Raw genomic sequence first — 25,095 nt, forward strand, 5'->3', positions numbered from 1 at the left:
GTCTCTAAAAGACCAAATCAAACCGCTCTTTCCAAGAACGTTTTGATTTGGCTTTTTGGTGGAGGTTGACGGGATCGAACCGACGACCCCCTGCTTGCAAAGCAGGTGCTCTCCCAGCTGAGCTAAACCCCCATTTCCATGGTGGGTCTGGTTGGTCTCGAACCAACGACCCCCGCGTTATCAACACGGTGCTCTAACCAACTGAGCTACAGACCCTTTTGGATCAGTATCTCCGCTTTCTGCTCATACCGACCTGATGTCCTTGTTTGCAACAGATGATAAGTGTGAACGCTTGCATCAAGGCTTTTCTCTAGAAAGGAGGTGATCCAGCCGCACCTTCCGATACGGCTACCTTGTTACGACTTCACCCCAGTCACGAATCCTACCGTGGTAAGCGCCCTCCTTGCGGTTAAGCTACCTACTTCTGGTAAAACCCGCTCCCATGGTGTGACGGGCGGTGTGTACAAGACCCGGGAACGTATTCACCGCGACATGCTGATCCGCGATTACTAGCGATTCCAACTTCATGGAGTCGAGTTGCAGACTCCAATCCGGACTACGATGCACTTTCTGGGATTAGCTCCCCCTCGCGGGTTGGCAACCCTCTGTATGCACCATTGTATGACGTGTGAAGCCCTACCCATAAGGGCCATGAGGACTTGACGTCATCCCCACCTTCCTCCGGTTTGTCACCGGCAGTTTCATTAGAGTGCCCTTTCGTAGCAACTAATGACAAGGGTTGCGCTCGTTGCGGGACTTAACCCAACATCTCACGACACGAGCTGACGACAGCCATGCAGCACCTGTGTTCAGGTTCTCTTTCGAGCACCCCCGAATCTCTTCAGGGTTCCTGACATGTCAAGGGTAGGTAAGGTTTTTCGCGTTGCATCGAATTAATCCACATCATCCACCGCTTGTGCGGGTCCCCGTCAATTCCTTTGAGTTTTAATCTTGCGACCGTACTCCCCAGGCGGTCGACTTCACGCGTTAGCTGCGTTACTAAGTCAATTAAGACCCAACAACTAGTCGACATCGTTTAGGGCGTGGACTACCAGGGTATCTAATCCTGTTTGCTCCCCACGCTTTCGTGCATGAGCGTCAGTGTTATCCCAGGGGGCTGCCTTCGCCATCGGTATTCCTCCACATATCTACGCATTTCACTGCTACACGTGGAATTCTACCCCCCTCTGACACACTCTAGCCGTGCAGTCACAAATGCAATTCCCAGGTTAAGCCCGGGCATTTCACATCTGTCTTACACAACCGCCTGCGCACGCTTTACGCCCAGTAATTCCGATTAACGCTCGCACCCTACGTATTACCGCGGCTGCTGGCACGTAGTTAGCCGGTGCTTATTCTTCAGGTACCGTCATGAAACCAGGGTATTAACCCAGTCCTTTTCTTCCCTGACAAAAGAGCTTTACAACCCGAAGGCCTTCTTCACTCACGCGGCATTGCTGGATCAGGGTTGCCCCCATTGTCCAAAATTCCCCACTGCTGCCTCCCGTAGGAGTCTGGGCCGTGTCTCAGTCCCAGTGTGGCTGATCGTCCTCTCAGACCAGCTACTGATCATCGCCTTGGTAGGCCTTTACCCCACCAACTAGCTAATCAGCTATCGGCCGCTCCAGGAGCGTGAGGCCCGAAGGTCCCCCACTTTCATCCGTAGATCGTATGCGGTATTAGCCAATCTTTCGACTGGTTGTCCCCCACTCTCGGGTACGTTCCGATATATTACTCACCCGTTCGCCACTCGCCATCAGGGTTGCCCCCATGCTGCCGTTCGACTTGCATGTGTAAAGCATGCCGCCAGCGTTCAATCTGAGCCAGGATCAAACTCTTCAGTTCAATCTCTTGCTTTCGCATTCGAAGTCACATTTCTGTCACTTCTCGCTCTCAAAATACTGACAAGGTTCTTCTCTCGAAGTCCTTACTTTCTCTTGCGAACGTTTGTTTCTTTTCTTGCTCCTCTCAACAAACGTCCACACTTATCATCTGTTCTTTTTTAAAGATCGTTTCGCTTCGACTACCTCTCAACCTTTGATAAAGCGTTTTGTTTATCTCCAGCAGAGAAATGAAATTATGAACCTCTTCTTATCTCCCGTCAAGCCCTTTTTTCACTTTTCTCAAACTCCCCCCAAAAAAACACTTGACTTCTTTTCCCTCACTGTCACTTCCAGTGCAGCGGAAAAGTAAAATTTTCCTCGCAGTTCTCTATAGTGTCAATACCTTTCATTTCTATCTGCATCATCGCGTCACATTTTTGCACTTTTCTTGCTTTCAATCCGGAAAATATTCTGGCGGCCTTTTTCACCCTATAGATACTCATCCCTGTTCTAGAGGACGACAAGCAAAGATTGACATCAAATGGAAAGTTGATAAAGTGTCTGCCAGACAGTCATCAAGACATCTCTCTAATTTTCAGCATATTTTCAGAAAGTATTTTCATGAGTTTGAAATGCGGCATCGTTGGTTTGCCTAATGTTGGCAAATCCACTCTTTTTAATGCACTAACCAAAGCAGGAATTCCCGCGGAAAACTATCCTTTTTGTACAATCGAGCCGAATGTCGGTATTGTCGAAGTTCCTGACCCCAGACTGAATGAATTGGCAAATATCGTAAAACCGGAAAGAATTGTTCCTGCTGTTGTCGAGTTTGTCGATATTGCAGGACTCGTCGCCGGGGCATCCAAGGGTGAGGGTCTGGGCAATCAGTTTCTTGCACATATTCGCGAGACGGATGCCATCGTACAGGTTGTACGCTGTTTTCAAAACGATAATGTCGTACACGTTGCGGGCAAGGTCGATCCACTCAGCGACATTTCCGTTATTCAGACAGAACTGGCTCTGGCCGATTTAAACACTGTCGAAAGAGTCATCCAGAGAGAAATCAAAAAGGCCGGAGCCGGCAATAAAGAATCAGCCCGGTTATGTGAATTGCTTGAAAAAGTGGCTGCACACCTGAACAAGGCAGAACCTGTCAGATCCCTGGGACTTGACAAGGAACAAATGGAATTGATTCGCCCGCTTTGCCTGATAACAGCCAAGCCGACAATGTATGTCGCCAATGTTTCAGATGATGGCTTTACCGACAATCCGCTGCTGGATCAATTGACGCAATATGCAGAATCACAAAACGCTCCGATCGTAACGATCTGTGCCGCCATTGAATCGGAAATCGTTGAACTGCCCGAGGAAGATCGCGCTGAATTCCTGTCAGACATGGGAATGGAAGAACCCGGACTTAACCGGCTTATTCGGGCCGCATTCAAACTGCTCGGGCTACAAACCTATTTTACAGCAGGAATCAAGGAAGTACGCGCCTGGACAATTCACATTGGTGATACCGCCCCGAAAGCTGCTGGAGTCATTCATACCGACTTCGAACGCGGATTCATTCGTGCGCAAACCATTTCCTTTGATGACTATATCACGTGCAAAGGAGAAACGGGCGCCAAGGAAGCAGGAAAAATGCGGGCGGAAGGAAAAGACTATATCGTGAAAGATGGCGATGTACTGAATTTCCTGTTTAATGTCTAGAGAAAAACCGGTGACAAGTTACCACCGGTTTTTCTACTTGCCACTGGTCACCCGGAGAAACTTTTCCATCAATTGCTCGGGCGTTTCCACGCAATCGGGATTATTAACAATACAATCCATCGGACACACCTGCTTGCATTGCGGTTCTTCGTAATGACCCACACATTCCGTGCATTTGTTGACGTCGATTTCACATATTTTCCTGCCCAAAGTAATGGCTTCATTCGGGCATTCCGGCACGCATATATCGCAACAGATGCAATCTTTCGTAATTAATAGCGCCATCTATTCCTCAAACACCTTCAGGTTAACGACTGACCAGAAGCTATTAATCCTATTTACCTTTCATTTCATTGACTTTGTTTCTGAGCCATTTTTCAACGGACGGAAACACAAACTTGGAAACATCGCCGCCAAGAAAGGCGATTTCGCGGACGATTGAACCGGAAATAAACTGGTATTGATCAGATGGCGTCATGAAAAGTGTCTCCGCTTCAGGCATCAGATAACGATTCATGCCCGCCATCTGGAATTCATACTCAAAATCAGACACGGCACGCAATCCCCTGATAATGACACTCGCATTATGCTCCCGGACAAAATCTTTCAACAGTCCCGTAAAGCTTTCCACTCTGACATTCGGATAATGACCAAGTACCTCCTTGGCAATAGCCATACGTTCTTCCATCGTAAAAAAAGGCTTTTTTGTCCGACTGTCGGCCACACCAACAATCAGTTCGTCAAACAAACCTGACGAGCGACGGACCAAGTCCTCATGCCCTCGCGTCAATGGATCAAATGTTCCGGGATAAACAGCAATAACCATTTTGATTCTTTCAGAATTGCAATATTTCGTAATATTACCTCAAGATGGACTTAATGCCTTCATTTCAAGCAGATGATAATAAACCTGTCCAGCCCGCCCTTCTCGAATAATTTGCAAACCGGGTACACTGTCCTCCATCCAGAAACGAAGTTTCTCATTCGTAACGGCCTCATTGGATTCAACATAAACCAACCCCTTGCTTGCCAATAACCGGACACAAAGAGGCAAAACACGCGGCAACAAGTCTTTTTGAAAGGGAGGGTCAAGAAAGATCAGATCGAATTTTCTATCTGTCCGGGCAAGCTGGCCTGAAAATTTCAGCGCATCGGCACAATAAATGGAAACCTGAACTGCATTCAGTTTCTTTTTGATAACCTGCAATTGCGCGCAAGCAGTACCATTTTCTTCTATCATGGTTACATGCGCCAGCCCTCTGCTGGCCGCTTCGAACCCCAGCGCCCCCGTACCGGCAAAAAGATCCAGACAATTCATACGACCGAACCCGTTTCCCCGCAAATGCACCAGCCAGTTAAACAGCGTCTCCCGAACCCGTTCGGATGTCGGCCGCAATCCGTCCACATCGGCAACGGCAAGCGGGGTACGTTTCCACATCCCGCCGACAATACGCACCTTGTGTTCCGGCTTTTTCACGGAAAGTTTGCCACCCTTTTGTTTCACGGGACTCATCTTCTGATTGCACCTGGCCTGAAATCCGTTTTTTATTCACTCATCATTCACCGACGACAACCGTAACCATTTTGTCGGCGGAAAGCTTTCGATTCATCGCGGCCTTGACATCAGCGACCGATATACGCTTGACATTCTCTGTCCAGGTATCCAGATAATCGAGAGGCAAACGATAATAGCCGATCATGGAAATCAATTCCAATATTTTCCGGTTGTTGTCCATCTGCATAGCAAAGCTGTTGACAAGATGATCTTTTGCCGCTTGCAGTTCCACTTCAGAAGGACCATTCTGCAAAAATGCAACCCATGTTGAATTGACAACCTTTAATGCTTCCCCGACCTGTTTTTTTTCTGTTTGCAGACCAATGATGAAAGGCCCTTCCTGCAACATGGGCTGAAATTTGCTGTAAACACTATACGATAATCCCCTTTTTTCCCGGACCTCCTGCATGAGTCTGGAAGAGAAACCGCCCCCACCCAGAATATAATTTCCTACCGTCAAAGCAAAAAAGTCAGGATCTCCTCGCTTGACGGCAGGCATCCCGAGCAAAACATGTGCCTGAGTAGCCGGATGCGAAATGGAATCGGTTTTGCTGGTGACCGGCCGGATTTCAGGCAACACCGGCAACTCCTGATGTGATGTTTGCAGGTTTTTGCTGATTTCATCCGCAATCGCTCTGGCACGGTTTTGGTCAACATCGCCGACAATACTGATAACTGCCCGATTGGCCACATAATGGGTTTTATGGAAATTGACGAGATCATTACGTGTTATAGACATCACCGATTCCGGGGTAGGACTTCTTCCATACGGATGGTCAATATATAGATCCCGTTTGAAAGTCTTCGCCGCAATCGATTCAGGTCTGGTCAGCTCTTCCCTGAGCGAGGCGACAAGCCGTACCTTGTCTCGTTCAAGCAATTCTTCAGGAAACGACGGCCTTGACAAAAACCGGGACATCATTTGAATAACATCATCCGATTCAGCCTGTCCAGACAAAACACGCAAGGTATATCCTGCCCGATCCATACCCGATTTGCCGCCATGCAATGCTCCCGCATCGGCGAAAGCATCAAGAATCCGCGACTCAGAGACATTATTTCCATCGGGAGACAAAATACCCTTATCCAGCGAGCCATTGGCGAGTGCTGCCAGACCAATCTTGTCTGCCGGATCACGACGGGAACCCGCATCGAATTCAACACTGATATCCAGAACCGGAATAGCATGTGTTTCAACAAACAACACTTTCGCACCATTTGCTGTTGTCCACTGCTGAATTGGCATGGCAGCCAATGCTGGCAAATTAATACACCCACAACCCAATACGCCAATAAACAGAAAACCGGCAAACTTCAGCTTGAATACTTTTTCAAGGATTTTTGTTTTCATATCAAATGCTTCATACAAGATATTCTGAATCACGGCCACTCATTTAACCTTTGTATCAGGCAAAACCTCAGGAACAAGTGTTGCGACTGTCAATGCATTGTCCGTGAAATATTTTTGCGCCACTCGCTGTACCTGTTGAGGAGTCACCTCCTTGAGCTTCCCGATAACATGGTCAATCCGTTTCTGACCGATGCCGGTCATTTCAAAAACACCGATTTCCATTGCCTGTCCGAACATTGAATCGCGTTTGTAAATCTGCGACGAAATCAACTGCATCTTCACCCGTTGCAATTCCTCCATGGTTATACCATGCTTCGCAATACTGGCAACTTCATGACGCAAACGCTTTTCCAGCTCGTCAACCGTCACACCTTTTGCAGGAATCCCTTGTAACACAAACAATGCCGGACCACGCGACAGGGCGGAATAATCTGTCCCGACCGACAGCGCTATCCGTTCCTTGCGCACCAAAGAAGCTGGAAGCCGTGCATTATCGTAGCCATCCAGAACAGAAGCCAGCACATCGAGTGCATAAACATCGTCATCTTTTTCGACATCTCTCAAAGCCGGGACCTTATAAGCCAGTACGACCATCGGATTTTCTGCAGGTGCGGAAACAGCAACCCGCTTAGGACCAAGCTGCTCCGGTTCCAGCTGGGGTTTGACCGGAACAATTTTTTTAGGCCGGATCTTGCCAAAATACTTATTCGCCATATTCCTGACTGCAAAGGCATCGACATCACCGACGACAACCATGATCGCATTATTCGGTGCATACCATCTTTCATACCAGTTTCTGGCATCCTCAACAGTCATATTCTGCAAATCGTTCATCCAGCCGATAACCGGCCAATGATACGGATGGGCGACAAAGGCTGCCGCTCTTAATGCTTCATCGACACGTCCTTCCGGCTGGTCATCCGTTCTCCAGCGTCGTTCTTCCATGACGACGCGGATTTCCTTCTCGAAATCCGAATTCGCGAACTGCAGATTACTCATGCGATCCGCTTCCATTTCCATCATTTTCTCAAGACTGTTTTTGGGGATCTGCTGAAAATAAGCCGTGTAATCAGTATTGGTAAAAGCATTGTCTTTACCTCCGAGCTTTGCGACCGTCTTGCTCAGGCTACCTTCGGGATACTTCGGTGTCCCCTTGAACATCATATGCTCAAGAACATGCGCGACGCCTGTTGTTCCATTCGTTTCATCCATCGATCCGGTACGATACCAGACCATATGCACAGCTACCGGAGCCCGATGGTCTTCCTTGACAATGATTTTCATACCGTTTTCAAGATAAAACTCTTTTGCCGGTTCGGCATATGCCCCGTTTTGTACACAGAACAGGACAAACATCAGACCATAGAAAAATTTTCGAATTTTCATATTTACAGCTCTGCTAAAATGACAGTATCGACAGGCCTCAAAATTTGGCTTCTAACTTCAGTTTATTAAGATGGTTTCCAATGTTCAGCTTTTTCAAAAAGAAAACCGACGTCACCAAGACAAAAGAAGAAATCAGCAAACCGGTCTTGTCAGACGACACACATGAAACATCCGCTATTTCGGAGTCGTCTGCACCTGATGCTGCCAATATAGAGACTTCCCAGGCCATTGCCAAGCCGGAAGAAGAAAAAAAACAGTCCTGGCTGACTCGTCTCAAAGCAGGGCTCGCCAGAACTTCCGCCAATCTGAATATTTTTGGTGGAACGAAAATCGATGAAGAACTGTTTGAAGAACTCGAAACGGCTCTTCTCGTTTCCGATGTGGGACTTCCTGCCACGGAATATCTTCTGGATACCCTTCGAAAAAAAGTCAGGGAAGAACATTTGACGCAACCTTCGGAAATCAAGGCCGAACTGGCCAAATTGTTGACAGGACTATTAGCCCCTCTTCAGAAAAGTCTTGAAATAGGAAGGCATTCTCCCTTAATTGTCATGATGACGGGAGTAAACGGTGCCGGCAAAACGACAACAATCGGTAAACTCGCCAGACATCTCCAGAACAACAACCAGACCGTCCTGCTGGCAGCAGGCGATACTTTCCGCGCAGCGGCACGTGAACAGCTTGCAGTCTGGGGGAATCGGAACCAGATCACCGTCATTGCCCAGGAATCCGGCGATCCGGCAGCTGTCGCTTTCGATGCAGTCCAGTCAGCCAAAGCGAAAAATATCGACGTCGTTATGGTGGACACGGCAGGCCGCTTGCCGACCCAACTACACCTAATGGAAGAACTCAGGAAAATCAAACGGGTCATCGGAAAAGGAATGGATGAAGCGCCTCATGAAATCATACTTGTCATCGATGGCAACACCGGACAGAATGCACTTGCCCAGGTCAAGGCATTTGACGAGGCACTGGGACTGACCGGTCTGATCGTTACCAAGCTGGATGGCACACCCAAAGGAGGCATTCTTGCGGCAATCGCGAAAAATCATCCTGTTCCCGTCTATTTCATTGGCGTAGGTGAAAAAATCGAAGACCTCCAGCCGTTTGTTGCGGAAGAATTCTCCAATGCGTTGCTGAGCTGAAAATGAGTGCGATGATCCAATTCCAGAATGTATCCAAATGTTATCCGGACGACATTATCGCGGTACAGGATATCAACCTGACGATCGAACAGGGCGAATATGTCTTTCTCTCGGGTCCTTCCGGAGCCGGAAAGTCGACGCTTCTCAAAATGATCGCTGCCATTGAACGGCCGGACACGGGAACCCTGACAGTCAATGGACAGGAAATCGGTCAGCTCAGGCCAGCTGGAATCCCGTTTTTGAGACGTAATCTGGGACTGATTCTCCAGCAGCAGCATCTGCTGGAAGACAGGACCATTCTGGAAAATGTCATGTTGCCGTTAAATGTGACGGGAGTGGAACAAACCGAAGCGAAATTTCGTGCCCGTGCAGCGCTGGAGAAAGTCGGACTGTCAAACCGTGCCGACTCACTTCCACTTGCCCTATCCGAAGGAGAACAGCAACGTGTCGCCGTCGCACGTGCGATCGTCAACCGCCCCCAGATCATTCTGGCTGATGAACCGACAGCCAATCTGGATAAGCCGAATGCAGACAAAGTCATTGAGGCAATTACCTTTTTCCAGTCAGCCGGAGTAACCTGCATTATTGCAACGCATGACGAAAGCCTTTTCACCAAGGCCAACCGAGTCATTTATCTTGATCACGGCAAACTCAGTCATATCGATCAAATGGATGGTAAAAAGCATGAAAATCTGGTTTAGACATCATGTCGCTGCAATTTGCCACGCACTTGCACAGTTCCGTCGTTCTCCCGGGCACTTTTTTTTCAACATCCTTGTCCTGTCCATGACACTGGCTCTTCCATTCGGTGGAATGACCATCCTCGACAATATCCAGTCCATTACAGAACAATTATCCGTCTCTCCGGAAATCAGTATCTTCCTGAAACAGGAAATCAGTCGTGACCGCACTATAGCCATGGAACAATCCATCCATAAAATACTGCGAACCGACCATCAAAAAGCTGAAATCCTCTTCATTCCCAAAGAAACGGCCCTCGAATCACTTCAGAAAAAAACAGGAATGAATGACATAGCCGACTCATTGGGACGCAACCCGCTTCCTGACTCATACGTTATACGCCTTCCCGATAACATGTCATCCGGCACCGCACTTGCCGCACAGATTGAATCGGTTGTACACCAGTTGCAAAAACTTCCCGGGATCGACAAGGTCCAGATCGATTCAGACTGGACAAAACGCCTGGCGGCACTGCTCAGTGTATTGAGAATGGGCCTTTTGTTTCTGGCAATTATCCTGAGTATTGTTGTCATCGTCGTCACATTTAACACGATCAGATTGCAGGTTCTGATGCATCTTGACGAGATCACCCTTTCATGGCATGTCGGCGCCAGCAGGGCTTACATCCGACGACCCTTTTATTATATGGGAATTTTTCTGGGACTTTTTTCCGGATGTTTTGCCCTGCTATTGATTAACTTGAGTCTAATTCCTTTCAATAGCGCCCTATATGAACTGACACAACTTTATGGTTCCAGCTTTCAGTTGACTCCGCTGAATCCTGTCATTTCCGTGATTTTACTGGGAGCCAGTGCAGCATTGGGTTGGCTGGGCGCCCTTTTATCTGTCAACCGGCAATTGAGAAGAATCAGCTAAAAAAGCCTGTCATTCATTTTCATATTGTCACCCGGCAATTCGAATGATATGGGACAAAAAAAGATTTTCAAACACGTCTAAAGTGGAACTTTTCCTAAATGACAGACCACTTGCATGGCAGACCGTCCAAAAATTAGCACTCTCAACACAAGAGTGCTAAAATACTGGTTATTGACAAATTACATAGTAATGTGTAACTGAAATCACTTTCAAGGAGAAAGAATGAACGCGAAGTCCGAACAAACATCACTTATGTCGGTGAGCAGTCATGCCTTGGCTCCAGCTTTCACCGGTTCGTTAGGCAATATCGAGGCCTATATCGCCGAGGTGAACCGTTTGCCGATTCTGACCCAAGAGCAGGAAACCGATCTTGCGCTGCGTTACCGCGAACACAATGATTTGAGTGCGGCACAAGAACTCGTTTTATCCCATCTGAGACTGGTTGTATCTATCGCAAGAAATTATCTCGGATACGGTCTTCCTCATGCCGATCTGATCCAGGAAGGCAATATCGGACTGATGAAAGCCGTCAAACGGTTCGATCCGGAAATGGGTGTCCGGCTTGTTTCGTACGCCATTCACTGGATCAAGGCGGAAATTCACGAATACATTCTCAGGAACTGGAGAATGGTGAAAATCGCGACGACCAAAGCTCAAAGAAAACTGTTCTTCAATTTAAGAAGCCATAAAAACGGCATGGATGCCATGACAAGAGCCCAAATCAGTTCTCTTGCGGAAAAGCTCAATGTCAAGGATGAAGAAGTCGTCGAAATGGAAACCCGTTTAAACGGTCATGATATCGCGCTGGAAACACAACAGGACGATGACGACGACAATTTTGCTCCAATAGCTTATCTGTCATCCGAACAGACGGAACCGACACGTATCCTGGAAGCAAGACAGAATGACCGCATGCAATCTGAAGGCTTGCTCGAAGCATTGGAAAAACTTGATCCAAGATCCCGCCGGATCATCGAGGCAAGATGGTTGAACAGTGATGATGGCAATGGCGCCACATTACATGACTTGGCAGAGGAATTCGGTGTATCCGCTGAAAGAATCCGCCAGATTGAAACAGCGGCATTGAAAAAAATGAAAAACACTTTGACCGCTTATAGTTAAAAGGTGCTTTCAAAGCACCTTTTAACCAGCTATCTGAAAATTTCAATAATCCGTTCCTGTCGTACAAGCTTTTTCTCCTTGAAGGCATGAGCGTAAATGACTTCGAATTCCAGCGACAGCAAGCCATACTCACTCTGTTCTGCATCCAGATATTCCATCAGTTTCCTGTAAGATTTTTTGCCCCAGAGGCCTTTGGGACGTCCTTTTAATGGATTGCCACCAAATGCACGGATATCCGCCAACATTTTCTCAGCCGTCGCATAGGTAACAGTAATCCACTCGCGCTCCAGAACCGGCGCAACGAAACCGGCCCCGATCAGTTTATCTCCGATCTCACGCATGCTGTTGAATTCAAGAATATGGGAATACGCATCCAAACCGTTGCAAAAATTCCGTAAAGCCGACCACGTTCCCGGTCCGAAACAAGAAAACATCATCAGACCTTCCTGCGCCAGTACCCTCACCCATTCCTTAAAAACAGAGGCAATATCTTCATGCCAGTGCAAAGACAGATTGGACCATATCATATCGAAAACAGACCGTCTGACCGGAAGCAAACCGAAGTCACCACAAACATAATCCAATCGATTACCCGCATGACACCGGTATCCCTTTGCACGGGACAACATCGCAAAAGATGCATCCACTCCGGTCAACCTAGCTTCCGGAAATTTTTCGGAAAGCATTTGCAGATCGTCACCGTGGCCACACCCCGCATCCATAATTCGTAACGGCGTGATTTTCATGACAGAAAGACGTTCATTCATCCGGTTCGCAATTTCGCGAATCAGAAAAGCGACATCGGTGACTCTGGTCCTCTTTTCAAACAATGACCGAACTTTCTGCAATTCGATAGACATACTATTCTGTTTCCGAAAATAATAAAATCACGGGTGTGAAAAAACATGATACCGGAATATTTTGACGAACAAGCTGTTTCAACAAATCTGGCAGGCTGAAAAATGATTTTCAATTATCCTCACGGTTTTTCTGTTCTGACAGATCTCCTGAGAAAAGTATCCCGTCCCTGTGCATTATGTCATTCATCCAGCTCATGTGGAATCTGCGAACACTGTTACAGGCAGTACCTTGATAATTCTCCCCCGCGTTGTTTCTGCTGCGGACAGAACCTGCCCGGTACTGATTACGAAAAAAACGGCCTGTTATGCGGAAATTGTCTCGACAAACCTCACTCATTTGACGAAACCATTGTCGCTGCTGCTTACGAACCGCCACTTGACCAATTGGTACATGAACTGAAATTCCAATCCAAGCTGGCGCTGGCCCCATTGATGGGAAAACTGATCTATCAGGCAGCCATCAGACAAAAGAGACTTGCCGAATTGCGTCCTGACTTCATTACTGCTGTTCCGTTGGGTAACTCCCGACTGATTGAACGGGGATTCAACCAGTCGCACGAAATAGCCAAAACTTTTGCAAAATGGATGAATGTCCCCCTCCGATCCGATCTTATATACAGAAACCGGGATACAGAAAAACAGTCGACAATATCATTTAAAGAAAGAAAAAATAACGTCCAGGGCGCTTTTTCCATTACCCGGATATCTCATGCCATCCTCAAGGGAACGCACATCGGACTAGTTGACGATGTCATGACGACCGGACACACCCTTGAAGAAATCGCCCACTTGCTCAAAAACGCAGGAACAAGGCGAGTAACCAACTTCGTTTTCGCCCGAACCCCTGCCTAGCCCGTTACAGGAGAACTGATGTGTTTCATGTAGTACTTGTTGAACCGGAAATTCCACCCAATACTGGAAATATTATCCGCTTATGTGCCAATACAGGAGCCCATCTTCATCTGATCGAACCACTGGGATTTCCATTGGATGATGCGAAAATGCGCCGTGCCGGCCTCGATTACCATGAGTTCGCGACAATGCAAGTCCATTGCAGCTGGTCAGATTTTCTGGAAAAAACATCCCCCGATCCGTCACGAATGTTTGCTTTTACCACGCATGGAAAAAACTGTTTTTCAACAACCGGATTCATGACCGGAGATTTCTTTGTTTTCGGTTCCGAAACAAAAGGGCTTTCCCCCGAAATTCACCAGTTTTTTCAGGAAACACACCGTATCCGGCTTCCGATGAGACCCAATAACCGTAGTCTCAACCTGTCCAACAGCGTTGCCATTGTCGTATACGAAGCATGGCGACAAAACGGATTTACCGGCGGCATGTAAAACAAAAGCCCGATTCGTTTTTGGCACGAAACCGGGCTTTTGAAAATAAAATCATCCACTAGCTGAACAAGCTTCTCACCTTATCCATCCATGATTTGGCCTGCGGACTGTGTTTGCCACCCCCTTCAATAATCAATTTATCGAACTCACGCATCAACTCTTTTTCCCTGTCCGTCAAATTGACAGGCGTTTCCACTCTCACATGACAGAAAAGATCTCCGGGTTGTGACGAACGAACTCCCTTGATTCCCTTTCCTCTCAAACGGAATGTTTTGCCAGTTTGCGTTCCGGCAGGAATGTTGAATGCCACGCGATTATTCAAGGTCGGGACTTCAATTTCCCCGCCCAAAGCCGCAATACCGAACGAAATCGGAATGTCGCAATGCAGATCGTCACCTTCACGTCTGAAAACCTGGTTCGGCAAAATACGGATTTCGACATACAAATCACCCGGTGGGCCACCGTTTTGTCCAGGTTCGCCATTACCGGCCGAACGGATCCTCATTCCGTCATCAATACCGGCAGGTATTTTGACTTCCAGCGTCTTGTTCCGCCGTATCTTTCCTGCTCCATGACAGGTCGGACAAGGATCCTTGATCGTTTTGCCAGTACCGTGACAAGTCGGGCACGGCTGCTGGATACTGAAAAAACCCTGTTGCATCCGGACTTGTCCCTGCCCATTACAGGTTGCGCAAGTCGTGGGAGACGTTCCCGGTTTCGCTCCGGAACCATGACAGGTTTCGCAATTATCCCATGATGGAACACGAATAGTCTTGGTGCTTCCCCGGGCGGCTTCTTCAAGAGTGATATCCAGATTGTAACGAAGATCGGCTCCACGAAACATCTGCGGGCCACTGTTTCTTTGTCCGCGTCCACCGCCGAAAATATCGCCGAAGATATCCCCGAAAGCATCGGCAAAATCCGCACCGCCAGCCCCTCCCGGATGCCCACCCATATTCATATTGGGATCAACCCCGGCATGACCGAACCGGTCATATGCCTCGCGCTTGTGCTCATCCGAGAGAATTTCATAAGCCTCCTTAACTTCCTTGAATTTCTCCTCGGCTGTTTTGCTGTCAGGGTTGCGGTCAGGATGATACTTCATCGCCAGTTTGCGATAAGCTTTTTTTATTTCTTCATCCGAGGCGTTTTTGGCAACCCCTAAAACATCATAAAAATCTCGCTTTGCCATCTTGTCCACATTATAAAAAGCGATTCAGCATATCTGAAACGATCAAACAGAACGCCGAGCAGACGATCCATCAAAAGAACGATCATCTTTGCCCGGCGCACAGCGATTCAAGGAATCGATCAGTTTTTGTCTTTCACTTCCTTGAAATCGGCATCGACAACATCATCACCGAGTTCCTGCTCTGGAGCCGCGCCTGCTGCCCCGGCGGCAGCTCCCGCCGCACCGGCGGCCCCTGCCGCAGCCCCCGTCTTGGCCTGCTGATCGGCATAAACAGCTTCACCCAGCTTTTGTGCAGCTGTCGTCAATGCACTCATCTTGGAATCAATGGCAGACTTGTCGTCCCCCTTCAATGCTTCTTCCAGATCCTTGATAGCTCCTTCAATCGTTTCTTTCGTTGACGCGTCCAGTTTTTCACCGTGTTCTTCGAGCGACTTGCGAGTGGTATGTACCAGTGCATCTCCCTGATTACGCGCTTCAGTCAATTCACGGATCTTGTGGTCTTCTGCCGCATTCAACTCAGCGTCCTTGATCATCCGCTGGATTTCTTCCTCCGAAAGACCGGAGTTTGCTTTGATGGTGATGGTATTTTCCTTGCCGGTTGCCTTGTCTTTCGCACTGACATGCAAAATGCCGTTGGCATCGATATCGAAGGTCACTTCAATTTGCGGCATACCACGAGGCGCAGCCGGGATACCTTCAAGGTTGAATTCACCCAGAGCTTTGTTGCCGGCGGCCATTTCCCGTTCACCCTGATAAACCTTGATCGTGACCGCCGGCTGATTATCTTCCGCTGTCGAGAATATCTGGCTGAACTTCGTCGGAATCGTCGTGTTTTTCTGGATCATCTTGGTCATCACACCGCCCAGGGTTTCAATACCCAGTGACAACGGTGTCACATCCAGGAGCAGCAAGTCCTTGCGATCACCGGAAAGCACGGATCCCTGCAGTGCGGCACCAACCGCAACGGCTTCATCCGGATTGACATCCTTGCGCGGTTCCTTGCCAAAAAACGCCTTGACCTTTTCCTGAACGGCCGGCATGCGGGTCATACCACCGACAAGAATGACATCGTCAATATCCGAAACACTCAGACCGGCATCTTTCAATGCGATACGGCAGGGTTCAATGGTCTTGTCGATCAGACCTTCCGCCAGCGATTCCAGTTTGGCACGTGTCAATTTGATATTCAGATGGACCGGCGCACCATTGGCCATGGCAATATACGGTTCGTTGATTTCCGTCTGCTGTGTCGAAGACAACTCGATTTTGGCTCTTTCTGCCGAAGCCTTGATACGCTGAAGGGCAATAGGATCTTTCTTCAGATCAATGCCATTGATCTTCTTGAATTCATCGATAATGAAATCGATAATTCGCTGGTCGAAATCCTCACCTCCCAGGAAAGTATCCCCATTGGTGGACAAGACTTCAAACTGTTTGTCGCCATCGATATCCGCGATTTCGATGATGGAAATATCGAATGTACCGCCCCCCAAGTCATAAACCGCGATTTTTTTGTCGCCCCGGCCCGCCTTGTCCAAACCGAAAGCCAAAGCGGCAGCAGTCGGTTCATTGATAATTCTCTTGACATCCAGACCTGCAATACGACCGGCATCCTTGGTCGCCTGACGCTGTGCATCGTTAAAATAGGCCGGAACGGTAATAACGGCTTCCGTCACTTCTTCACCCAGATAATCTTCCGCGGTTTTTTTCATTTTCCGCAGAACTTCGGCAGAAACCTGTGGCGGAGCGAGTTTCTTGTCACTGAGAACGGAAACCCATGCATCGCCATTATCAGCCTTGATAATGGAAAAAGGCATAATCGGAATATCCCGCTGGACTTCCGGATCGTCAAATTTACGGCCGATCAGTCGCTTAACAGCATAAAGCGTATTCTTCGGATTGGTAACAGCTTGACGTTTTGCCGGTGCACCGACAAGAATTTCACCATCATCCAGATAGGCGATAATGGATGGAGTAGTACGGGCACCTTCCGAATTTTCAATAACACGCGGCTGGCCACCTTCGATAACGGCAACACAGGAATTCGTCGTTCCCAGGTCAATACCGATAATTTTTGACATATTGTTATCCTTTCAATACCTTAAATTTTTTGGAACCGGAAATGAATGACACAAGCGGCTGTTCATCCAGATACTCTTGTTTGATCATTCCAGTTCGCCACTGTTCCTTAGATAATGACTTTTTTTGAAATTTCAAGACTTTTTGGGAGCAGCCACAACAACGACTGCAGGCCTTAACAGACGATCGGCAAGGGTATAACCTTTCTGCAAAACGGAAACGATGGTGTTGGGATCCTGATCCGACTCGACCATCTGAATAGCCTGATGTTTCATGGGATCCAGTTTTTCTCCCTGTTCGGGAACGACTTCGAAAATCTTGTTTTGTTCGAAAACCTGTTTCAGCTGACGCAAAGTGGCATCGACCCCTTCCTTGATGGAATCGACTGATGGAACATCCGTCTTCATGGCCATTTCGAGACTGTCTTTGACCGCGACCATTGATTGGGCAAAATTCTCGATAGCGAATTTGTGAGCTTTTGCAATGTCTTCCTGCGCACGCCTGCGAATATTCTCACCTTCAGCCTTGGCCCGTAAAAAAGCATCCTGCATTTCCGCAGCCTGTTTTTCCGCGATCGCCAGTTTGCTTTCCAGAGAATCTTCCTTATCCTCAACAACCTCGGGCTTGCCCTGTTCTTCCTGGGCCTCCTCCAAATTTTCATTTTCCTGATTCTGGTTTTGCACAGCATCCTCCACATCGATGTCTTTCATAATCATCAAACAATGGGGACAGCCCGAATAATTTCAAGAGAAGAAAAGAAAAATATTTTGAGGTATCTGGAAAATATCATACATTACGGTTCGCAAGCCCGTTATCACGAAGCATCTCGCGTGCATGATTCAATGTCGCATCGGTCATTTCCACCCCCCCCAGCATGCGGGCGATTTCAACAACCCGTTTCTCCTCGTCCAGCGGCACAATCCGTGAAACGGGATGCGGGATATGATCAACCGCGACCTTGCTGACCTGAAAATGCTGGCTGGCCTGACTGGCGACCTGAGGCAAATGCGTCACACACAGTACCTGATGTTCCTTTCCGAGCCGCTTTAACAGTTTTCCGACCACTTCGGCAACCGCCCCCCCAATACCCGTATCCACTTCATCAAATACCAGAGTCGGAATCGCTGTAGCACGGGAGGCGATAACGGAAATGGCAAGAGAAAGCCGGGCAAGCTCTCCTCCGGATGCCACTTTCGATAATGGCCTCAAACTGGTTCCGGCATGCCCTGCGACAAAAAATTCCACCTGATCCGTTCCATGGACATGAGGAGTGCTCGAAACGACTTCGACAGCAAAACGTCCACCGGACATATGCAAATCCGCCATAACCGCCGTAACCGCCTCGCTCAGCTCCCCGGCAACCTGACGGCGTCTTAAAGACACTCTTTTCGCCAGTGCAAAGTATTGCTCCCTTACCAGATTTTCCTGCCTTTTCAATTCGGCAAGATCGGACGAATCAACATACTGTTGCAACTGTTTCTTCGTTTTTTCCCATTCATCCGGCAACGATTCCGGTTGAACTCTGAATTGCCGCCCTGCAGAATGAAGCGCTTCCAGCCGCTTTTCAACCGTCTGAAGCAGTCCGGGATCCAGATCCGTGTGCAACAGATAATCCCTCAGACTGTAAGTAACCTCCTGCAACTGTATTCGTGCAGATTCCAGCAATTCCGCCACCGGTGCCAGCCTGTCATCAATTTCGGACAACCTGGACAGCTTCTGTTTCAACACATTTAATCTCGACAAAACAGGAGAATCCGATTCGGAAAGTTCGGACAACGTTTCCCCGGCCCCCTCAATCAGACTTGCGGCATGCGACAGGCGATCATATTCGCTGTTGACCTGTTCCCACTCTCCCGGTTTTGGAGACAGCTTTTCAAATTCATTCGCCCGCCATTCGAGCCGTTCCCTTTCTGCCTGCAATCTGGCTGAATCGGATTCGGCAGCCTGAATTTTCTCCAGAAGAGACTGCCATGCCCTGTATCGCAAAGCCAGTTCATCCACATCCTGTTCCAGACCGGCATGCCTGTCGAGCAAACGCCGCTGTTCATCCTGCCTGAGCAAAGACTGATGCGCATGCTGTCCATGAATATCGACAAGCGAAGACGCCAGTTCGCGCATTTGCGCGGCCGTCACCGAAACGCCGTTGACAAACCCTTTCGATCTGCCGGAACGGTCGATAATCCGTCGCAACAGAACGACACCGTCCTCACAACCGATTTCACTGTCTTCAAGCCATTTTATGGCCTCACGACCGGCGACAAACTCGGCACTGATATCGGCCCGGGACGCTCCTTCGCGGATCACTCCTGCATCTCCACGCTCTCCCAACGCCAGCTGTAATGCATCGACAAGAATGGACTTGCCTGCCCCGGTTTCTCCTGTCAACACCGAAAAACCGGATAAAAAATCCAGCTCAAGTGAATCAACAATGACAAAATCATGTACCGACAAAGTACGAAGCATAGCTATCCTGCCAGAAATTCAGGTTAGTGCAGAAAACATGCCCAAACCGTCCGAATATCGCTCCATAAAAGCTCAATCGACCTTCTCGCGTCTGGAAATTTCGTTCCAGTGCAGCTTGTTACGGAGTGTGTCGTAATAACTCCAGCCCATCGGGTGAAGGAATGTAATCGTATCGGCAGAACGCTTGATGAAAATTCTGTCCGAAATCCTCAGGCTGGCAAAAGATTGGGAATCGAAATTGATGCTAGGCTGATTGGCCTCCACGACCTCCACAACGATCTCACTTGCATCGGGTATCACAATCGGCCTGTTGGACAGCGTATGCGGAGCAATCGAAACCAGAACGATTCCGGCCAGATTGGGATGCAACATAGGGCCACCTGCCGAAAGGGAATAGGCTGTCGATCCCGTCGGTGTCGAGATAATTAGCCCGTCCGAACGCTGTTGATACATGAAGTGGCCATCCACATGAACCCGCAGATCAATCATCCCGGAACCGCCGCCACGGGAAATGACGATATCGTTGAAGGCAACGGAATGATGTATGGTTTCTCCCGATCGGATAATGGATCCCTCAATCAGAAAACGCTGCTCCGAAACGTACTTTCCCTTGAGCATTTTGTCCAGAACCAGCAGCATCCTGTTTAGCGGTATATCCGCCATGAACCCGAGATGGCCGTGATTGATTCCGATCAATGGAACACTATAGGGAGCCAGCTGCCGCGCGATACCCAGCATCGTACCGTCACCGCCGATAACAATTGCCGCCTCCGCTTGCGCGCCGATTTCCTCGAGATTCATCGAGGTAATGCCCGGAAGCGAAATATTGGACGCGGTTTCCGATTCATAAACCACAGTATGGCCTGCCTCTACCAGAAAATTGGCGACCTTTTCCATCGACTGGATAATGCTGCTGATATACACCCTGGAGACGAGTGCGAAAACTTTCTTCTGAGTCTGCATTTTTATCTGAGGATGAGCTGTCAACACTTTCAGATTACACCAAAAAACCTATCTGAAACATAAAATTGTTCTCAAACCAACAATCGAAATCCGGAAATCATCAATTTCATTGAAATCAGGACAAAAAAATGCCTGAAATATCGGAAATCAGACAACTATTTTCTGTCGAAATACCACTATCGACACAGATTCGAGTATCTTTCCAGAACCAGCGAGTGAAAAAATATGAAACACCGAACAGACCATGAGTTTTAAGACTGTCCTTATCCACAAAAACGGATAAAGGAAATATTTGATTTACAATATTCGGGTTGATCCGAAGTATAACCGATACAGAAAATGTCTCTTGAACCACGTGCCCAAACCCTGCTGAAAACCCTGGTCGAGCGATATATTGCCGAAGGCCAGCCCGTTGGTTCACGTGTATTATCCAAACTTTCCAGACTGGAACTGTCCCCGGCCACAATCCGCAATATCATGGCCGATCTGGAGGAAATGGGTTTTGTGGCAAGCCCTCATACCTCAGCGGGCCGGATACCGACCCCCAAAGGATTCCGTGTTTTCGTCGATACCTTGCTGACTGTCCAGCCCATCAGCGAAAGTTCAATAGAATCCAGTCTCCAGTTAAGCACACAAGTCGGACAGCCCCAGAAAATTATTTCCAACGCCGCCCAGATGCTGTCATCACTGACACAATTCGCCGGTGTCGTACTCGCGCCGCAACATGAATCCGCTTTTACCCAGATTGAATTCCTGCGCCTGTCGGAAAAACGTATCCTGCTGGTCATCGTCACTCCCGACGGGAACGTACAGAACCGGCTACTGCTAACGGAATCCGACTACACACCGACACAGTTGAACGAAGCGGCCAATTACATCAACCATCATTACAGCGGCCTGAGCTTTAATGAAATCCGTCTCCGCCTGCAAAACGAACTAAAAGAAATACACAGCGATCTGACCAAACTGATGCAGACAGCCATTGAGGCAGGAAACGAAACCATAAGCGACAATGCAGAAGACGTTGTGATTGCAGGAGAAAACAATCTGCTGAACGTTCACGATTTCACATACAACCTCAATTCCTTGCGCAAGCTGTTTGCCATGTTCGAGCAAAAAACCGAACTGATGCAATTACTCGATATCTCCAGCAAGGCTGCAGGCATACAAATTTATATCGGCGGAGACTCCCGGCTTGTTCCCATGGATGACATGAGCGTCGTCACGGCACCTTACCAGGTCAATGGAAAAATCGTCGGCACTTTGGGAGTTATCGGTCCCACACGCATGGCATATCAGAAAATTATTCCGATCGTCGACATTACCGCCCGCTTGTTATCAAACGCACTCAGTCACTCCCGCTCTCTTAGCGATACCGATTGATTTCATCCCGCGTCATCATCGCCGCCCGTCTGGATATGGCTGCATAATTCTCGTTTTCACCGATACCTGCATAAAGAATGGCGCGGGAAGAATTGATCATCATACCCGTCCCATCGGCGATTTTACCTGCCGAAACAGTTGCCTCCACATTACCTCCCTGCGCCCCGATACCAGGAATCAGCAATGGCATATTTCCGATGATCGCCCTCACCTCCGCGATTTCATGAGGAAAAGTGGCACCGACAACCATAGCGCACTGCCCATGAACATTCCATTTTTCAGCGACCAGATGGGCCACATGCTGATACAAGGGAATATTTTTTCCGGATTCGCTGACTTTAAGGAACTGGAGATCGGAACCTCCCGGATTGGAAGTACGGGCAAGAATGATGGCGCCCCGCTCCTGATACTCCAGATAGGGCTCTATGGAATCAAACCCCATATATGGGCTCAGCGTCACCGCATCGGCATTGTAACGTTCGAAAGCCTCCCGGGCATACTGTTGTGCCGTCGCACCGATATCACCGCGTTTGGCATCCAGAATCAGCGGAATATCCGGGTATTGTTCGCGTATATAGGCACATATCGCTTCCAGCTGCTCTTCCGCACGGGCCGCATGGAAATAGGCAATTTGCGGTTTGAAGGCACATACCAGATCAGCCGTTGCATCGACGATTCCCCGGCAGAATGTATAAATCGAATCAGGTTTGCCACGGAGATATTCCGGAAAACGATTCATATCCGGATCAAGCCCGACACATAAAAGCGAGTTGCTTTTTTCCCAGGCCACCGACAATTTTTCGATAAAAGTCACTATAAAATCTCCGTCAATAGAATATCCGATGAAAACTTGTCATATTATCGCCCAGCTATACCGGAGTTATCCAGAAAAGAATCGCCTTCATCGCCCTGCATTCACGAAAAAACGATAACTGGCCGATCGGGAGAAACACGAAAACATTTCGCTTTCAGTCACTTTTTCATCGGCTGCAAAAATTTATCGTCCATAAAATATTCCGGCTAGAACAATAACAATTTCCGGCGCCCCGAAAACAGAAACGGATTTTCACAAGCCAGAAAATGATATGAGAACCGGTTTCATCCTTGCAAACATGGCAACAGGATAAACCTTCGCAAACCCGATGGCAAAATCCATCTGTTCCCTTCAAATGACCAGCAAACTGAATCTTCATGGAAACACTGTTCTGGCAAATCCTGATAAACTCATCTTGACTCTGACAAGCTGAACCGGTTATAAACGCGAAATCCTTTATCTTCATCAGGAACCGGTTACAGCCAATATAACAGAACATAACGAAGCTTCGCCCGAAAAGAATGGGCTGGTCCAATCGATACAGAGACTGGTCAGCATTTCATGAAAACAGAATTTTTCAAAAAGCGGTCCCCGGACACTTTTATCTCCATCCCTTTTTCTTATGCCCACGTGAAAACAGCCATCCTTCCGCTTTGGCGGAAATCCTGCTTTTTTACTAGAAATATCAGCAAGATCCGAAAGGTATGACGTTCGAAAACGGAATGTTGAAAAAATGTGACGTCCGTTTATGCATATTAACGGACTTTGCCATTTTTTTGTGAGAAACCGTTTCTGTATATGCAAGAAGGAGTTACCGGAGCTGTTTGTCCCAATTTACCGGATTTTCATCTTTCAATTCATCCCCGATTTTTATCACATCTTTTAAAGAAACTGATAAATTCATTACAAATCAACTGATTGCAATCGTTCTCATTACTTTAATATACATTAAGGGAAACAAGTAACGTTCGTCATAAGTGTATCGTGATGGAGAAACCGGATTCTGTCTCCCGTCCACTCTTATTCGCTGAAACACCATGAACAGAATTTTCAAGACAATTTACCACCGTACCCGGCGACCTTTATATGGCCGGTAGCGAAAATCTGCGTTCACACGTTCGACGGACAGGAAACCCAGGGCAAATACCATAACTGGGGATACGGCCTGCCGGCGGAAATCGGCCGCAAATTCGCCCAACCGGGTAATGACAAAACCTGGTTCATCGAACTGCAGGCCCAACTCTCCTAGTACCACGTCAGGAGAGATCATTTCAGTATGAACAACGGCATGCGGATAAAGGAGTTTGAATTCCGTTTCGGCCTGAAACGCTCTTTTTGAGCTGGTCGTTTGTTTGGTTGGATAACCGGATGGATTATTCGTCCGGTTTTTCGGACACCACTTTCCGGATATTTTGATGATCGTCTTGAGATTCCGGTCGAAGTACATTGATATGGAAACCGTTCGGTTCAATAGCGAACAGCCGGCGATTTGTCTCGATTAGCAGCGGACTGCCACAGAAAAATGACGGAGAAACCGGGAAAGTTTGTCGATTTTACCGGTTTGGCGGGAACGGGTGTTTTCGGGAATTTTGCGAAATACGGGCAAAATAAATTGACTTCCCTGAAAAACATGATGAATGCGTTATGCTATATACCTTAAACAACCGTTTCATAAAAGGGTTTCCCATGAAAAACATTTTCAGAAAATTCCTGATAATTCTGGCAGTTTTCACTCTCAGTGCCTGCGGTTACAATCAGTTTCAGACAAAAGATGAAGCCGTCAATGCAGCATGGGCCGAAGTACTCAACCAGTACCAGAGACGTGCCGACCTGATTCCCAACCTCGTCAATACAGTCAAGGGATATACTCAACATGAAAACGCCACCTTGCTCGCTGTGACACAGGCACGGGCTGCTGCAACCGGTTTTCAGATCACCCCTGAAGTATTGAACAATCCGGAAACTTTCCGCAAATTCCAGAAATTGCAGGGAGAACTGTCATCTGCCCTGTCCAGACTGATGGCTGTTTCGGAAAATTATCCGAACCTGAAAGCGGATACCAGTTTCAGGGACCTTCAGGCCCAGCTGGAAGGAACAGAAAACCGGATAACGGTCGCACGCCAGCGTTATATACAGGCAGTTGCCGACTACAATATTCTGGTTCGCAGTTTTCCATCCAATCTGACGGCAAAAATGTTCGGATACCATGTCAAGCCGTCATTTACCGTCGAAAACGAAAAAGCTGTTTCGACTGTACCATCAGTCGATTTCGGAAAGTAAAGAGTA

Annotated in this window: 21 protein-coding genes, 2 tRNA genes and 1 rRNA gene; 9 read left to right on the forward strand and 15 right to left on the reverse strand. The window is 48.0% G+C overall.

Annotated elements, in window-relative coordinates:
• Positions 1-56 precede the first annotated feature (56 nt).
• From NB647_RS10180 to NB647_RS10190, 3 genes are all read right to left on the reverse strand, one after another.
• Positions 57-132: transfer RNA gene (locus tag NB647_RS10180), tRNA-Ala, on the reverse strand.
• A 7-nt stretch (positions 133-139) separates the two neighbouring features.
• Positions 140-216 (reverse strand) — tRNA-Ile (locus NB647_RS10185).
• A gap of 98 nt (positions 217-314) precedes the next feature.
• A 16S ribosomal RNA gene (locus NB647_RS10190) occupies positions 315-1,845 on the reverse strand.
• Positions 1,846-2,444: 599 nt separating this feature from the next.
• On the opposite strand from NB647_RS10190, the gene ychF reads away from it, so the two are divergent.
• Entirely contained in the window at positions 2,445-3,536 is a 1,092-nt protein-coding gene (gene ychF / locus NB647_RS10195; RefSeq protein WP_269264464.1) for a redox-regulated ATPase YchF, read from the forward strand.
• A 33-nt stretch (positions 3,537-3,569) separates the two neighbouring features.
• Here ychF and NB647_RS10200 read toward each other — a convergent pair whose 3' ends face one another.
• Genes NB647_RS10200 through NB647_RS10220 form a run of 5 tightly spaced genes read right to left on the reverse strand, consistent with a single transcriptional unit; the run spans position 3,570 to position 7,828 of the window.
• Positions 3,570-3,821 (reverse strand): YfhL family 4Fe-4S dicluster ferredoxin, encoded by a 252-nt coding sequence (locus tag NB647_RS10200; RefSeq protein WP_269264465.1) that lies wholly within the window; start codon positions 3,819-3,821, stop codon positions 3,570-3,572.
• Between the two features lie 49 nt (positions 3,822-3,870).
• Entirely contained in the window at positions 3,871-4,362 is a 492-nt protein-coding gene (gene coaD, locus NB647_RS10205) for a pantetheine-phosphate adenylyltransferase (protein WP_269264466.1), read from the reverse strand.
• 39 nt (positions 4,363-4,401) lie between these two features.
• Positions 4,402-5,049, reverse strand: coding sequence for a 16S rRNA (guanine(966)-N(2))-methyltransferase RsmD (gene rsmD / locus NB647_RS10210; RefSeq protein WP_269283409.1), 648 nt, complete (start codon positions 5,047-5,049; stop codon positions 4,402-4,404).
• Between the two features lie 43 nt (positions 5,050-5,092).
• Positions 5,093-6,442, reverse strand: a complete 1,350-nt coding sequence (locus NB647_RS10215; RefSeq protein WP_269283411.1) for a M16 family metallopeptidase — start codon at positions 6,440-6,442, stop codon at positions 5,093-5,095.
• A gap of 39 nt (positions 6,443-6,481) precedes the next feature.
• Entirely contained in the window at positions 6,482-7,828 is a 1,347-nt protein-coding gene (locus tag NB647_RS10220) for a M16 family metallopeptidase (protein WP_269264469.1), read from the reverse strand.
• Positions 7,829-7,908: 80 nt separating this feature from the next.
• Between NB647_RS10220 and ftsY the strand changes: the two genes are divergently transcribed.
• The 4 genes from ftsY (at position 7,909) to rpoH (ending at position 11,712) form a co-directional block, all read left to right on the forward strand.
• Positions 7,909-8,973, forward strand: a complete 1,065-nt coding sequence (ftsY, locus tag NB647_RS10225; RefSeq protein WP_269283413.1) for a signal recognition particle-docking protein FtsY — start codon at positions 7,909-7,911, stop codon at positions 8,971-8,973.
• Between the two features lie 11 nt (positions 8,974-8,984).
• Positions 8,985-9,674, forward strand: a complete 690-nt coding sequence (locus NB647_RS10230; RefSeq protein ID WP_269265875.1) for a cell division ATP-binding protein FtsE — start codon at positions 8,985-8,987, stop codon at positions 9,672-9,674.
• Positions 9,658-10,590: a cell division protein FtsX gene (locus tag NB647_RS10235; RefSeq protein WP_269283415.1), complete on the forward strand. Its 933-nt coding sequence runs from the start codon at positions 9,658-9,660 to the stop codon at positions 10,588-10,590. The genes NB647_RS10230 and NB647_RS10235 overlap by 17 nt, the downstream gene beginning before the upstream one ends.
• A gap of 222 nt (positions 10,591-10,812) precedes the next feature.
• The gene (gene rpoH, locus NB647_RS10240; RefSeq protein ID WP_269264472.1) at positions 10,813-11,712 is read left to right on the forward strand and encodes an RNA polymerase sigma factor RpoH; all 900 of its coding nucleotides are present in this window, start codon (positions 10,813-10,815) and stop codon (positions 11,710-11,712) included.
• A 29-nt stretch (positions 11,713-11,741) separates the two neighbouring features.
• Here rpoH and NB647_RS10245 read toward each other — a convergent pair whose 3' ends face one another.
• Positions 11,742-12,572, reverse strand: a complete 831-nt coding sequence (locus NB647_RS10245) for a methyltransferase domain-containing protein (protein ID WP_269283417.1) — start codon at positions 12,570-12,572, stop codon at positions 11,742-11,744.
• A gap of 102 nt (positions 12,573-12,674) precedes the next feature.
• Here NB647_RS10245 and NB647_RS10250 point away from each other — a divergent pair, with 102 nt between their 5' ends.
• Positions 12,675-13,424 carry a ComF family protein gene (locus NB647_RS10250; protein ID WP_269264474.1) on the forward strand — a complete coding sequence of 250 codons (750 nt, stop codon included), beginning with the start codon at positions 12,675-12,677 and terminating at the stop codon, positions 13,422-13,424.
• Between the two features lie 20 nt (positions 13,425-13,444).
• Complete coding sequence (gene trmL, locus NB647_RS10255; RefSeq protein ID WP_269264475.1) at positions 13,445-13,915, forward strand: tRNA (uridine(34)/cytosine(34)/5-carboxymethylaminomethyluridine(34)-2'-O)-methyltransferase TrmL; 471 nt, start codon at positions 13,445-13,447, stop codon at positions 13,913-13,915.
• Between the two features lie 58 nt (positions 13,916-13,973).
• Here trmL and dnaJ read toward each other — a convergent pair whose 3' ends face one another.
• The 5 genes from dnaJ to NB647_RS10280 all read right to left on the reverse strand — a co-directional run bounded on the left by dnaJ (position 13,974) and on the right by NB647_RS10280 (position 20,612).
• Positions 13,974-15,107, reverse strand: a complete 1,134-nt coding sequence (dnaJ, locus tag NB647_RS10260) for a molecular chaperone DnaJ (RefSeq protein ID WP_269264476.1) — start codon at positions 15,105-15,107, stop codon at positions 13,974-13,976.
• Between the two features lie 119 nt (positions 15,108-15,226).
• Positions 15,227-17,188 (reverse strand): molecular chaperone DnaK, encoded by a 1,962-nt coding sequence (gene dnaK, locus NB647_RS10265; RefSeq protein WP_269283419.1) that lies wholly within the window; start codon positions 17,186-17,188, stop codon positions 15,227-15,229.
• 132 nt (positions 17,189-17,320) lie between these two features.
• Positions 17,321-17,896, reverse strand: a complete 576-nt coding sequence (grpE, locus tag NB647_RS10270; protein WP_269264478.1) for a nucleotide exchange factor GrpE — start codon at positions 17,894-17,896, stop codon at positions 17,321-17,323.
• A gap of 76 nt (positions 17,897-17,972) precedes the next feature.
• A complete protein-coding gene (gene recN / locus NB647_RS10275) occupies positions 17,973-19,649 on the reverse strand; it encodes a DNA repair protein RecN (protein WP_269283422.1) in 1,677 nt (558 codons plus the stop codon).
• Positions 19,650-19,721: 72 nt separating this feature from the next.
• Positions 19,722-20,612, reverse strand: a complete 891-nt coding sequence (locus tag NB647_RS10280; RefSeq protein ID WP_269264480.1) for an NAD kinase — start codon at positions 20,610-20,612, stop codon at positions 19,722-19,724.
• A gap of 339 nt (positions 20,613-20,951) precedes the next feature.
• On the opposite strand from NB647_RS10280, the gene hrcA reads away from it, so the two are divergent.
• Positions 20,952-21,995, forward strand: a complete 1,044-nt coding sequence (hrcA, locus tag NB647_RS10285) for a heat-inducible transcriptional repressor HrcA (RefSeq protein WP_269264481.1) — start codon at positions 20,952-20,954, stop codon at positions 21,993-21,995.
• Here the strand turns inward: hrcA and pyrF are convergent.
• Positions 21,979-22,809 (reverse strand): orotidine-5'-phosphate decarboxylase, encoded by an 831-nt coding sequence (gene pyrF / locus NB647_RS10290; protein WP_269283423.1) that lies wholly within the window; start codon positions 22,807-22,809, stop codon positions 21,979-21,981. The two genes, hrcA and pyrF, sit on opposite strands and share 17 nt — an antisense overlap.
• 1,686 nt (positions 22,810-24,495) lie before the next feature.
• On the opposite strand from pyrF, the gene NB647_RS10295 reads away from it, so the two are divergent.
• A complete protein-coding gene (locus NB647_RS10295) occupies positions 24,496-25,089 on the forward strand; it encodes a LemA family protein (protein WP_269264483.1) in 594 nt (197 codons plus the stop codon).
• Positions 25,090-25,095 lie beyond the last annotated feature (6 nt).

It is taken from the genome of Oxalobacter aliiformigenes, from assembly GCF_027116575.1.
GTDB lineage: Bacteria > Pseudomonadota > Gammaproteobacteria > Burkholderiales > Burkholderiaceae_D > Oxalobacter > Oxalobacter aliiformigenes.